Below are 12,288 nucleotides of genomic sequence, written 5' to 3'. Positions count from 1 at the left end.
GGATGAATTTTAGGCCGATTTTGGTGTTCTGCACAGTTTCTAGCTGAAACTGTGCAGTTTCGAGGTGCGAAACGTATTTTCGGGTTTTGAATGGTTAATCTTGGGGGGATGAAAAATTTTTTGATTTGGAATGCACCGCTGAATTTAAGGGAATAGTTGTGGATCCCAGATGCGTCCTGACGGCAGGAAGACTGCCTGTGGCCTGGCCATCGCGAAATTTGGTCTCAATATCCTCCCGGAAGGACCGAGACCTAACGCTGTTACTACAGATGCTGGATTAGGTTCGCCAATGTATTCCATATTTAAATTGCCAAGAACCGAATGACCAATGTCGAGGTGTTTACCCTTTTGAAATGAAAATTCTTGACCAAGTATTGAGAAATTTGCCGATATTGTGGCATCTTCTTGCCTGAAATCCACTGTAAGGGAGACATCACCAGCCTTTCTGCGGAACTTTACCCATTGCGGCTTGAATTCAATATCCCAGTGATCATCGACCGCTGAAGTCACGTAATTATGTTTTATTTCGATAAGAGGATTAAACTTGTCGTTTGGAATAAACAAATTCAAACGAATTTCTTCGTCTTTGATGTCAAACCCAAAAATGCGATTCCCACCATACGTAAGTATAGAAGTCATGTTGGTAAAACGCATCGAGCCGATTATTAAGGATTGGCTTTTACGCTTGGTGAAAAGGTATCCTTTTAACCGATTTTTGCGTATGTTTATTGGGTTTTTCTTGTAACGATAAGCGACTTCACTTCGCTGGCTGGCCAGTTCTTTATGATGAGTAGGGCACACTACAACCATGTGCTCAGGCTCGAAGTGCTTTCGTTCACTCCACTCTACTATATGGTGGTATTCAATAATCGGGTTGCCACAGACGACACACCCAAACCCTGCTTCTTGTCTAAGTTGTCGAGCAACATAGGCAGGGGTTTGCAGGCGGCCTTTACTCAAACATCTAACTCCTCAACAAACCGCGCATTCTCCTGAATGTATTGGAACCGCATTTCGGGTTTTTTGCCCATCAAGCGCTCTACCAGATCGCTGGTTTCGCCGGGTTCGTCTTCGTCAATTGTTACCCTGATGAGCTTACGCGTTAGGGGGTTCATTGTGGTGTCTTTCAAGTCTTTGGCGTCCATTTCGCCCAAGCCTTTGAAGCGGGAGACGTCGATGCGGCCTTTGCCGCCGATGCCGGCCTCTAGGTGCGCGTTCTTTTCGGCCTCGTCGATGCAGTAGACGCGTTTGGCACCTTGGGTCAGGCGGAACAGGGGTGGGCAGGCCAGATACAGGTGGCCGGTGTCGATCATCGGGCGCATTTGGGTGAAAAAGAACGTCATCAGCAATGCGGCGATGTGGGCGCCGTCGACATCCGCGTCGGTCATGATGATGATCTTGTCGTAGCGCAGATCGTCGACGTTGAATTTGGTGCCGAGACCGACGCCAAGCGCTTGGGTTAAATCGGAAATTTCAGCGTTGGACCCGAGTTTGGAGGAGGCGGCACCGAGCACGTTCAGGATTTTACCGCGCAGGGGCAGTAGGGCTTGGGTTTTGCGATCACGCGCCATTTTGGCAGAGCCGCCAGCGCTGTCGCCCTCGACGATGAACAGTTCTGTGCCCTCGCGGCTTTTGGAGGAACAGTCGGTCAATTTGCCCGGCAGGCGCAGTTTCGCGGTGGCGGTTTTGCGCGAGGTTTCTTTTTCCTGACGCCGTTTCAGCCGTTCTTCGGCCCGCAGCACGAGGAAATCGAGGATCGCGCCTGCGGATTTTGTGTCGGAGGCCAGCCAGTTGTCAAAGTGGTCGCGCACCGAATTTTCGACCATGCGCTGGGCCTCGACTGTGGCAAGGCGGTCTTTGGTTTGGCCGACAAATTCCGGTTCGCGAATGAAACACGACACCAATGCGCCGGCGCCGGTTGTCAGATCTTCGCGGGTGATTGTCGCGGCTTTTTTGTTGTTCACCAGTTCGCCGTGGGCCTTGATGCCTTTGAGGATTGCGGCCCAGAAGCCAGCCTCGTGGGTGCCGCCCTCGGGCGTGGGAACGGTGTTGCAATAGCTTTGGATAAATCCGTCGCGCGCAGGCGTCCAATTGATCGCCCATTCGACTTTGCCCGGGACTTTGAATTTCTCGAAACTGACGGTGCCTGCAAAGGGCGCCTCGGCGTAGGTTGTGGCCCCTTCGAAGGTTTCGGATAGGTAGTCGGCAAGCCCGCCGGGAAAGTGGAATTTCGCCTCTTGCGGGGTGTCGCCGTCGTTGATTTCGGTTTTCCAGCGGATTTCGACGCCAGAGAAAAGATAGGCTTTGGAGCGGGCCATTTTGAACAGGCGTGCGGGTTTGAGTTTAAGCGAGCCAAAGATTTCGGGGTCGGGGTGAAAGGTCACTGCTGTGCCGCGCCGGTTGGGGGCTGCGCCGATTTTCTCAAGCTTGCCTTGGGGCATGCCGCGCGAAAATTCCATGGCGAAAAGTTCTTTGTTTCGAGCAACTTCGACCCGGAGATGGTCGGAAAGTGCGTTGACCACCGAGGAGCCAACCCCGTGCAAGCCGCCGGATGTTTCGTAGCTGTCGCCCGAGAATTTACCGCCAGCATTCAGGGTGCAAAAGATGATCTCGAGGGCGGATTTTTCGGGGTCTTTGGGGTGTGGTCCAGTGGGGATGCCGCGCCCGTTGTCGCGCACCGAAACGTGCCCGTTTTCGTGCAATTCGACCTCGATCCAAGTGGCGTGTCCTGCCACCGCTTCGTCCATCGAGTTGTCGACGATTTCAGCGACCATGTGGTGCAGTGCGCGGTCGTCTTTGCCGCCGATGTACATGCCGGGGCGCAGGCGAACGTGTTCCATATCCTCGAGCACTTGGATCGAGGAGGCATCGTAGTCATCAGGGTTTGATGTGGCGCCAGAAAGCAGGTCGTTGGACATGGGCATGCTCGGATTTATTGGTTTTGATTGGAGCACAGTATGTCAGAGCCGAGGCGCAGGGGGAAGACGGTGCGTGGGTTAAAACACGCGGGCTTGGAACCAAATCAGCGAGGGGTAGGCGGCAAGCCAGATCCAGAAGAAGCGGTTAAGCCCGAAAAGGCAGGCATTGGCGAGGTGGAATGTGGCAGCGATGCAAAGTGCTGCGATCAGGCTGAAGGGGGTGAAGAGGGCGAGGGGGAATGCGACCTCGAATGCGATGACGGCCCATGATGCGGTGAGCAATAGGCGGGGGGAGTGGGCCAGCGCACGCATGTTTTCGGCCACGGGGTAGGCGGAAAAGGCAAAGACATCGGATAGGGCAGTGCCGGTGCGCCAGTCTGCGTTAACCAGTTTCACCCAGCCTGAAATGAAATAACTGAGGGTCAGTTGCAGGGCCAGATAGCTGAACGCCAGTTCCTGCCAGCGCGGGTTCGGCAGGGTGTGCGCAAGGGTCAGGCACCACAGGATCAGCACGCTCATCCGGTCGCTGCCGCCGTTGTACGGTCCTTGGAAATGGTGCAGTGCGACCACGCTAAGACCCGTTAGGATCAGCAGCGATAGGGTAGGCGCAAGACCGACCAACAGCACGATGCTGACCACCAGACGCAGCCCAAACAGCCAGCGGATTTCGGGCGTACGCCACAGGTGTTCCGCACTTTGCTGGATAAACGCGAGCGCCAGCAGGATTTCAGTGGCGCGCAGGGCGGTATCAAAACTCATGGTTGAGGCCAAGGCGCTGAAAGATATGTGATTTCTTGCATCAATTCGCCGCCGTCACGACTGACAAAAACCAGCTGGAATTGCAGGCGATCTGCCGAGGGATCTTGCGCGGCTTCGCCCTCTAATCGGCGCTGGATTTCGCGCAAACTGTGGGGCGTGGGGCTATCCATCAACCGCTCTGATAGGCTGACCACAAACAGGGCGTCGTTCCAATCGGGGTTCCAGAGCAGACGGCGCAGGATGGCCTGCACAGACAGCGATTGCGGGCGCGGTTGGTAGTCGCGCCAATCACCAGACCCGTCATCCGACAGCAGCCGCCATTGCACACGCGGCGACGGTTCGACCGTTTTGAAAAACTGCCACGACGGGATCAGCCCGGGCAGCAAAAGCATCAGGACTTGCAACATAACCCAAGTTGTAGCCGCGCAGGGTTTACGGTTGGGTTAACCTTGATCTGTGCTGTTCAGCATTTGCCAATGCACGCGGATCGACGGGAAAAACAGCAGGATAAATCCGAGGTAAATGTAGAAATATATCATCGCGGGGATCCACAAAATTGCGATGACAACGCCGACGCCACCGGCGACACGACGCGCCTGATCATTGTCCATGAACCGGCGCAGTCCGTATTGAAACAGCTTGCCGCCATCCAAAGGCATGACGGGAATCATGTTCATGACGGCCAGAAACAAGTTGATTAACGCAAACAGGCTAAGGCCCCAATACAGCAGCGGATCGGCCATGAACGGCACCAGCAGCGACGCGATAGCCCACAGCCCCAAATTCACGATCGGGCCGAGTGCGACAATAAATTCGTCCTGAAGGCGCGCAGGTTGGCGGGCCGGTAAACAGTAGCCACCGCCGCCGTGGATCAAGATGCGCTCGACCGGGATGCCTTGGACGATGCAGCCCCACGCGTGGCCCAATTCATGGGCCAAAATCGACACAAAAATCATGGCGACAAAGGCGATCTGGTAGGGCAAATTCGACATTCCGCCGCCCACAAACACGATAAAAAATGCCAGCATCAAAAAGGTGCTGGAAATCTGGATCGGAACCCCGAAAGGTCCGCGGAATTCGAAAACTGTACTGCCGTCTGAAAACATAAAACTCACGCGTTTGATTTGATCTTTTGTGGGGGCAATCGGGCAGGGGCGCAATCGCAAACCCGACTTTGGCTTTTAAGTCGTTCGAATTGCGGTAGTTTGGCCGAAACAAAAGGACAGACATCATGGCTTGGATCAAAACCATTCCGTTCGAGGCGGCAACGGGCAAATTGAAAACCCTGTACGCGCGCGTCACCGGCCCCGACAACAACGTCGACAACATCATGATGGCCCATTCGCTGCGCCCGCACACGATGGAGGCGCACATGGCCGTCTACAAATACGTGCTGCATCACTCGGGCAATACGGTGCCGAAATGGTTTCTTGAGGTGCTCGGGGTTTGGGTGTCTGCGCTGAACGACTGTTCGTATTGTGTTGAACATCATTTCGCCGGAATGAAGCGTTTGTTGGGGGATGATCCGCGCGCCGATGCGATCCGTGTCGGGATCGAGGCGGGCGATATTTCTGCGCTGCCTTTGGATGACGCACAAAAGGCGGCGATGCGCTATGCACAGGTGTTGACGCAAGCCCCAAGCGCGCTGCGCGAGGCTGACATTCAAGCGTTGCGCGACGCAGGGTTTGACGATGGCGAGATTTTGGAAATCAACCAAGTCAGCGCGTATTTTTCCTATGCGAACCGCACGGTTTTGGGCTTGGGCTGTTCGACTGACGGCGATGTCATCGGGTTAAGCCCGAACAATTCGGCCGATCCCGACGATTGGAACCACGCCTAGGTCGCCAGGTCGCGCAGTTTTTGCAAATCGTTGATGCTGGCGTTGATCACTGGCGTGGGCATGCGCGAGCGCGACAAAATCCGCAAGCCGGTGTATTGCGTGACCAGTAGGTCCGCCAAGGCGGGGCCGTCATCGGGCAGTGCCGCCTCGAACGCGGCGCGCATTTGCCCCAAGCCACGGTGCACCGCGCGGGCGATTTCAGGGTCATAAGATGCAGGGCCAGCGGCGGCAGAACACAGCAGGCATCCGCGCCGATCGTCTTGCCCCACGGCGTCGGCGATCGAGTGGAACAGGGCCATGATGCGGTCCCATCCATCCGGGATACTGGTGTCTGCTAACTGCGCGACTGCGTCCGCGACGCTGTGTTTTTCGTAGCGATCAAGCGTGATCAGAAATAGTGATTTCTTGTCTTTGAACGCCTTGTAAAGGCTGCCTCGGGTCAATTGCATACCGCTGAGCAGGTCGGGCAGCGTGGCTTCTTCGTATCCCAGTTCCCAAAACACATCCATCGCCCGATCAAGGGCAAGGTCGGTGTCAAATGCGCGTGGTCTGGCCATGGAATTTCCCTTTGCTTACTGCCTTTACATAGGTTCGGAACCAATTAGTCAATAACTCACGGCTTTGTGTTTGGAACTATTTGGTTCCTAACTGTATGTCTCGGGTGTCATCACATTGGATAGGACCAAAACCATGAAGAATATTATCGCCACCACACTCGGACTTGTCGTTGCTGCCAGCTTGTCATTTGCGCCACTGCAGGGCGTTGCCGACACAGCAGACACAGGCGCAATTACCGGAACATTCACCGGCGCCAGCGATCACATCACCACTGGCGGCATCCAGATCATCAAGACGTCAAACGGCGGTGCGGTTGTCATTCTGGACAGCGATTTCAGCCTGGATGGTGCGCCTGATCCACGGGTCGGATTTGGCAAAGGCGGCACGTATGCCGATGCCACGGATTTGGGTCCGTTGCAGCACTTGAACGGCGTCCAAGTCTACATCGTGCCTGCATCAGTCAACGTCGATGATTTCGACGAGGTCTACATCTGGTGCAAGAAATTCGCGGTTCCTTTGGGCGTTGCCAGCCTGAACTGATCGCGACCCAAACAGGCGCGCGCGATACCCTGCGCGCCTTTCACACCTGTTAGGAGGCTCACATGTCACTTCGTTTTATCACACCAAATCAACACGGTGTCCTTGATTTTCTGGTTGGAACGGCGCTGATTGTTGCACCGTCTGTTCTGGGGCTTGGCGCGTCCAATCCGCTGGCGTTCTGGTTGTCTGTCGTCACAGGGGTCGCCGTTTTTGCGCTGAGCTTGATGACGGATTACCGCTTTGGGCTGGCGCGCATCATTCCGTTTTGGGGGCATCTGACTGTGGACGGCATCCTGGGGGCGGCGTTCGTTGTGGCCCCTGGTGTGATCGGGTTCACTGGTCTGGATGCGTGGTATTATTGGGTGAACGGTCTGGCAGTATTGATCGTTGTGGCGTTGGGGTTGACCCAACAGCCTGACGAAACACAAGCGGGCTAAATTCCAAAGGTGTGCGCCACGTGTTCAAGCGCGGCGCACATGTTTTAGGGGCACATGTTTTAGGGGATGTATAACTCGTCGCCGATGACCCAATCGACAACCGCATCCGCAACGGCATCGGGTTGTTGGTGCAGCACCCAATGATCGGCGTCTTCAATCTCGACGCGGGTTAAATCGGCGGCGAAATCTTCTAATCCGCGGGTGGTTTCGGGCAGCAATGCCGTGTCGCCCATCCCCCAGATCAACAGATGCGGACAGCGCACTTGCAGCTTGTCCAACGGCAGTTCTGGCACTTCGATCGGCATGCCGGGGCCAGCCAGCGCCAGCGGCGAGGCGCGATACCAGTTGGTCATCCCTTTTAGGCGCCCGGGCCGTGACCATTCCGTGCGATAGGCCTCCATCTTTTCGGGATTTTCCGTCAGCCAGCGCATGTCCATTTTGGCGGAAAACAGATCCATCATCTTGGCGCAATTGTTGGCCGCAAGCTGGTCGTGGGAATCGTCACGCCGGATAAATCCGATGTATTGCGAGGCTTCGGTCTGCGCGCCACCGGCCGCCATTTCACGCTGAAACGGGACCGGGTGCACACCGTTGGCGATGATCAAACGGGCCACCAGATCGGGATGGAACATCGCCAAACCATAGGCAATTGCCGCCCCCCAGTCGTGCCCGAACACCGACACCGGACCTTTGGCTGCAACATCCGGATGGCCGATCAATTCGACAATGTCGCTGACCAGTTTCGAGGTGGTGTATTCGCCAACATCGCTTGGTGCCCAGCTTTGGCCATAGCCGCGCTGGTCAGGCGCGATGCAGTGAAACATGCCGGACAACTTGGGGGCCAGATCGTCCCAAGCGCCGGAATATTCCGGGTAGCCATGCAACATGATCAGCTTGGGCAGATGCGGCAAACCCCACATCCGCACGTGAAAATCATGGCCATTCAGAGACAGCGTTTTGCTGGTACCTTTTTGCATCAGGGCTTATTCACCCGCCTTTTTGGTTTCGAACATCAGGCCAGCGGCCGTGCGTGGTGCAAACCCGTTCCAGTACGTGTGATCGACCGTTTCTTTGCCCGCATCATCAACGGCCACGACGCCTTCGCCGGCTTTGGTCACCAGATCAAAATAGGGTGCTTTTTCGGCGTCGCCTTTCAGGTGCATGTCCATGAACGCGGTCGCAAAGTGCTGCGTGATGTTGTTCATGCGCGTGTTGTCCCAAACCGCATCTGCGTAGTGTTCAAACGGGCCGGAATCGCCAGCGGCCGCAAGCGCGTAGGCTTCTTTTGGGGCGGGCATTGGTGCGGCTGCGTTGTGGTTTGCGTGCTCGAACGTCAACAAGTGACGGTCGGTGCCTACGGCTTCGTCGAATAGTGTGCGCATGGCCGCGTAGACCGACACATCATCGGATCCACCTGCCATCAGCAACGTGGGTTTGCGCAAACCGGCCATGCCGTCCGCATCCCAGAACCCTGCGTTTTTGCCCCAAGGACCGATGGCAATGACCGCTTTGACGCGCTCGTCAATCAGCGCCTCGTGGGTGTCAGAACCGGCCAAATGGCGTTCGAGCAGCCCGTTTGGTGTGCCCCAGACGTATTCGGTGGACGCTTGGGTCACACCCGCACCACCAAAGATCAGCGCGCCGTAGCCGCCCATCGAATAGCCGATAACGCCGGTTTGATCCGCATCGATGATCGCGCCCAGCGGGCCGTCCATCGCCGCCATTTGATCAATGACAAAGCGTTGGTCGATGGGTCGGTTCAGCAATGTCGATCCGAACGCGGCTTGGTCTGAATAGGTCGAATCCGTGTGGTCAATCGACACGGTCACATAACCTTTGGAGGCGAGGTTTTCGCCCAAGTGCGACATCAGATAGCGGTTGCCGGGATAGCCGTGCGAGATCACGATCAACGGGTATGTTGCGCCGGAGGCCGGCGCTGCGTCACGTGCGGCGCGCCCTGTCAGCGGCACTTCGGTTTTGCCGTCGCGCAGGATCGCGGTGTAACTGCCGCCCTGTTCGGTGCCAGCGGCTGCCGGATACCAGACTTCGACCGTCAAGGGGCGCTCGTAGGTTGGGGCGCTGTCGGCTGTCGTGTTCAAAATGTCGATTTGATCCGCGTGGGAAAATTCCATCGTCTGCACGCCAATTGGCATGTCCCCGTAGGCGGCCAGTTCTGGCGCGTCGGGGCGGGTGGTGTCGATGGGGTTTGCTGCGGCGGGCAGGGCAGTGTTGAGCGTCATTGCGGCTCCGAAAAAGAGAGGCGTAATCAGGTGGCTAAGGCGAGTCATAGTGTTCTCCGATCTTCCAGTTCCTGGAATTGGTCCGATACAGTAATGTCGTGAACTTTGAATCATTTACGGATCGGAGTGTGACCACAGTCAGGGCCTTGATCAAGCTTTGACCTTACGTTGTTTCACCGAATTCGGTGCAATCTGTGCGGGTAGGTGTGTGCACATGTGGTCAAAGACGGCCCGAATGCGGGCAATCTGACGCTGATCTTCGTGCATCAGCACAAAGCAGGGCAGGGTTGTTTCGATGTGTGGCAGCACCTGTGTCAGACCCAAGCGCTGGGCAATGCCAAGCTGGCAAAAGCCGGTGCCAACCCCGGCAAGCAGGGCGGTGATTTGCGCCACTTCATCGTCGCAGCGCAAAACGGTGTTGCGGGGTTCGGGCAGGCCTGCGGCGATCAAGCCTTTGGCGATGCGGTCGCTGGTGTCATCCAGCACAAACGGCGCATGGGCGATGTCATCGGTGGTTTGCGGCGCGGCGGTGTGTGCGGGGCTTGCGAACAGACCCAGCCGCACGTCGGGTAACGCCTTTTGGATCAGGGCTTTTTGTGTGGGGTGGGTCATGCGGATTGCGATGTCGGCGTCGCGGCGCAGCAGGTCTTGGGTGTCGTTGCTGGCCACCAGTTCGATCCGCAAATCAGGGTGCCGGGTTTGTAGCGCGGGCAGAATAAACGGCACGACCTGGGTGGCGATCACCCGCGAACAGGTGACCCGAACGGTGCCGTGCGTGTCCTGCGCAGCACTGGACGCCGCCCGTTTGAACGCCGCGCCTTGGGCTGCGATTGTGGTCGCGATCGGCAGCAGCGCATGGGCCATATCGTTGGGCGTCAGCCCGTTGGTGGCGCGCGTAAACAGCGGCGTGTCGATCTGCTGTTCCAGCATTTCAATCTGCCGGCGCACGGTGGGTTGCGACAGCGCCAGCAGTTTAGCAGCGCCCGTCAGGCTGCCGGTGTCCATGACGGCCCGAAAGCTGAGGATCAGATCAAGTGAGGGGAGGTTCTGGGACATGCCTGTAAAGATATGACAAGCAACTGAAGAAATATAGATAATTGTTTTGGGTGCGGTGCGGGGGCAGGTGTTTCACAGACCTCACACAAGGATGGAACGCATGCCGCAGGATTATTCAGACACCGGACACGCGACGGGGGCCGTGCGCGCCAGTTTGCAGATCGAAGGGGCGGCCATTGCCGTCATTGCCTGCGTCGCATTTGCCTACACAGGCGCGTCGTGGTGGCTGTTTGCCGCTTTGATTTTAGGGCCTGACGTGGCGATGATTGGCTATTTGCGTGGCCCTCGGATCGGGGCCATCGCCTATAATCTGGCGCACACCTACACGGCCCCCGCCGGTCTGGCAGCCGTTGCAATCGCATTTGACTGGGGGGCTGCGTGGCCGGTTGTGTGCGTTTGGGTCGTGCATATCGCCGCCGACCGGATGCTGGGCTACGGATTGAAATACGCCCGCGGCTTCAAGGCCACCCATCTGAGCACCGGCAAAGAAGTGTAGCGATACATTTTTGCGGTTTGCCATTCGCGAAAGCCCAGATAAGGCTGAGGGCATGCAAACTAAATTCATGACATATCCGGCCCATACCAAGGCGATCACAAAGCTTGGCTTGCCGCTGATCGGTGGGCATTTGGCCCAGATCGCAATCACTGTGACCGACACGGTTATGCTGGGCTGGTTCAGCGTGGCGGCACTGGCGGCGGGGACCATTGCGGGCAGCTATTTCTTTACGCTGTTTTTGCTGGGGGCGGGGTTTGCCTTTGCGGTAATGCCGCTGGTGGCCAGTTTGGACGCCGAGGGCGATCAGGTCGGCATCCGGCGGGTGACGCGCATGGGGCTGTGGCTGTCGTTTGGCTATGCGATCATGGTGCTGCCGGTGATGCTGTGGGCCGAACCGTTGCTGTTGGGCGTGGGCCAGGAACCCAGCGTGGCCGCCGATGCGGGGCGCTATTTGCTGGTGGCGGGCTTCGGGATGATCCCGGCCTTGTTGGTCATGGTGATCAAAAGCTATCTCGCCGCACTCGAGCGCACACAGGTCGTGTTCTGGATCACCATCATCAGCGCGATTTCCAACGCGCTGGCCAACTACGCGTTTATCTTTGGCAATTGGGGCGCACCGGAATTGGGCATTGTCGGCGCGGCGCTGGCGTCGCTGGTCACCCAGATCGTGTCGCTGATCGGGGTCGTGATTTACGCGATTGTCGTGCTGCCGGAACATCAGTTGTTCGTCCGTCTGTGGCGCCCTGACCAAGAGGCACTGAGCCGCGTTTTTCGCCTCGGCCTGCCCATCGGAATTACCGGCCTGTCAGAGACCGGATTGTTTTCAGCCACCGCCGTGATGATGGGCTGGCTGGGCACTGTGCCGCTGGCCGCACACGGCGTGGCGCTGCAACTGTCGGCGATCACATTCATGCTGCATCTGGGGCTTAGCAACGCGGGCACCATTCGGGCTAGCAACGCCTACGGGCGCAAGGATCGCGCGCATCTGGCCCGCGGGGCCAAGGTCGCTTACGTGATGTCGCTGGTCATGGCGCTGATCACCACAGTCGCGTTTCTGGTCTGGCCAGAGCCGTTGATTTCACTGTTCATGCAAGAATCCGAACCCGCACGGCTCGAGATCCTCGCCATCGGCACCGGGCTGCTGGCGATCGCGGCACTGTTTCAACTGGTGGACGGCACTCAAGCCATCGCGCTGGGCCTGCTGCGCGGCATTCAGGACACCAAAGTCCCGATGGTCATCGCCGCCGTCAGCTATTGGGTGATCGGCATCCCGTGTTCGTATGTCTTGGGGTTTGTGTTTGGCTTTGGCGGCATCGGCGTGTGGAGCGGGTTGGTGATCGGTCTCGCATTCGCGTCTGTGCTGCTCAGCTGGCGGTTCTGGGGCAAGATGATCAAATCAATCGGCTAGCCTTGCGGCCGTCGCCTAGGATCAGCGGTGAATTTT

14 protein-coding genes are annotated in these 12,288 nt (G+C 57.3%); 5 read left to right on the top strand and 9 right to left on the bottom strand.

What is annotated here, in order from left to right:
* Positions 1–144 precede the first annotated feature (144 nt).
* The 5 genes from ACFIO0_RS11935 to ACFIO0_RS11915 form a co-directional block, all read right to left on the bottom strand.
* The gene (locus tag ACFIO0_RS11935; protein WP_390910619.1) at positions 145–960 is read right to left on the bottom strand and encodes an HNH endonuclease; all 816 of its coding nucleotides are present in this window, start codon (positions 958–960) and stop codon (positions 145–147) included.
* A complete protein-coding gene (locus ACFIO0_RS11930) occupies positions 957–2,918 on the bottom strand; it encodes an ATP-binding protein (protein WP_390910618.1) in 1,962 nt (653 codons plus the stop codon). Before ACFIO0_RS11930 ends, ACFIO0_RS11935 begins: the two co-directional genes overlap by 4 nt.
* Before the next feature lie 78 nt (positions 2,919–2,996).
* Positions 2,997–3,677, bottom strand: a complete 681-nt coding sequence (locus tag ACFIO0_RS11925; protein WP_390910617.1) for an HTTM domain-containing protein — start codon at positions 3,675–3,677, stop codon at positions 2,997–2,999.
* Complete coding sequence (locus tag ACFIO0_RS11920) at positions 3,674–4,069, bottom strand: hypothetical protein (protein WP_390910616.1); 396 nt, start codon at positions 4,067–4,069, stop codon at positions 3,674–3,676. The genes ACFIO0_RS11925 and ACFIO0_RS11920 overlap by 4 nt, the downstream gene beginning before the upstream one ends.
* Positions 4,070–4,120: 51 nt before the next feature.
* Positions 4,121–4,705 carry a site-2 protease family protein gene (locus ACFIO0_RS11915; protein WP_390910615.1) on the bottom strand — a complete coding sequence of 195 codons (585 nt, stop codon included), beginning with the start codon at positions 4,703–4,705 and terminating at the stop codon, positions 4,121–4,123.
* Between the two features lie 203 nt (positions 4,706–4,908).
* Here ACFIO0_RS11915 and ACFIO0_RS11910 point away from each other — a divergent pair, with 203 nt between their 5' ends.
* The gene (locus ACFIO0_RS11910) at positions 4,909–5,517 is read left to right on the top strand and encodes a peroxidase-related enzyme (RefSeq protein WP_390910614.1); all 609 of its coding nucleotides are present in this window, start codon (positions 4,909–4,911) and stop codon (positions 5,515–5,517) included.
* On the opposite strand, the gene ACFIO0_RS11905 is transcribed toward ACFIO0_RS11910, so the two are convergent.
* Entirely contained in the window at positions 5,514–6,074 is a 561-nt protein-coding gene (locus ACFIO0_RS11905) for a TetR family transcriptional regulator (RefSeq protein ID WP_390910613.1), read from the bottom strand. The genes ACFIO0_RS11910 and ACFIO0_RS11905 overlap by 4 nt on opposite strands.
* A gap of 133 nt (positions 6,075–6,207) precedes the next feature.
* On the opposite strand from ACFIO0_RS11905, the gene ACFIO0_RS11900 reads away from it, so the two are divergent.
* Complete coding sequence (locus ACFIO0_RS11900) at positions 6,208–6,615, top strand: DM13 domain-containing protein (protein WP_390910612.1); 408 nt, start codon at positions 6,208–6,210, stop codon at positions 6,613–6,615.
* A 62-nt stretch (positions 6,616–6,677) separates the two neighbouring features.
* Positions 6,678–7,052 carry a hypothetical protein gene (locus ACFIO0_RS11895; RefSeq protein WP_390910611.1) on the top strand — a complete coding sequence of 125 codons (375 nt, stop codon included), beginning with the start codon at positions 6,678–6,680 and terminating at the stop codon, positions 7,050–7,052.
* A gap of 59 nt (positions 7,053–7,111) precedes the next feature.
* On the opposite strand, the gene ACFIO0_RS11890 is transcribed toward ACFIO0_RS11895, so the two are convergent.
* The 3 genes from ACFIO0_RS11890 to ACFIO0_RS11880 form a co-directional block, all read right to left on the bottom strand.
* Complete coding sequence (locus tag ACFIO0_RS11890; protein WP_390910610.1) at positions 7,112–8,029, bottom strand: alpha/beta fold hydrolase; 918 nt, start codon at positions 8,027–8,029, stop codon at positions 7,112–7,114.
* Between the two features lie 6 nt (positions 8,030–8,035).
* Positions 8,036–9,292, bottom strand: coding sequence for an alpha/beta fold hydrolase (locus ACFIO0_RS11885; protein WP_390910609.1), 1,257 nt, complete (start codon positions 9,290–9,292; stop codon positions 8,036–8,038).
* Between the two features lie 150 nt (positions 9,293–9,442).
* On the bottom strand, positions 9,443–10,348 hold the full coding sequence (locus tag ACFIO0_RS11880) for a LysR substrate-binding domain-containing protein (RefSeq protein ID WP_390910608.1): 906 nt from the start codon (positions 10,346–10,348) through the stop codon (positions 9,443–9,445).
* Positions 10,349–10,448: 100 nt separating this feature from the next.
* Between ACFIO0_RS11880 and ACFIO0_RS11875 the strand changes: the two genes are divergently transcribed.
* Positions 10,449–10,844 (top strand): DUF4260 family protein, encoded by a 396-nt coding sequence (locus ACFIO0_RS11875; protein WP_390910607.1) that lies wholly within the window; start codon positions 10,449–10,451, stop codon positions 10,842–10,844.
* A gap of 52 nt (positions 10,845–10,896) precedes the next feature.
* Positions 10,897–12,252, top strand: a complete 1,356-nt coding sequence (locus tag ACFIO0_RS11870; RefSeq protein WP_390910606.1) for an MATE family efflux transporter — start codon at positions 10,897–10,899, stop codon at positions 12,250–12,252.
* Positions 12,253–12,288 lie beyond the last annotated feature (36 nt).

The organism is Pseudosulfitobacter sp. SM2401 (genome assembly GCF_042932805.1).
Lineage (GTDB): Bacteria > Pseudomonadota > Alphaproteobacteria > Rhodobacterales > Rhodobacteraceae > Ascidiaceihabitans.
Note: the sequence above shows the minus strand (reverse complement) of the source record. Positions and strands in the feature narration are given on the sequence as shown.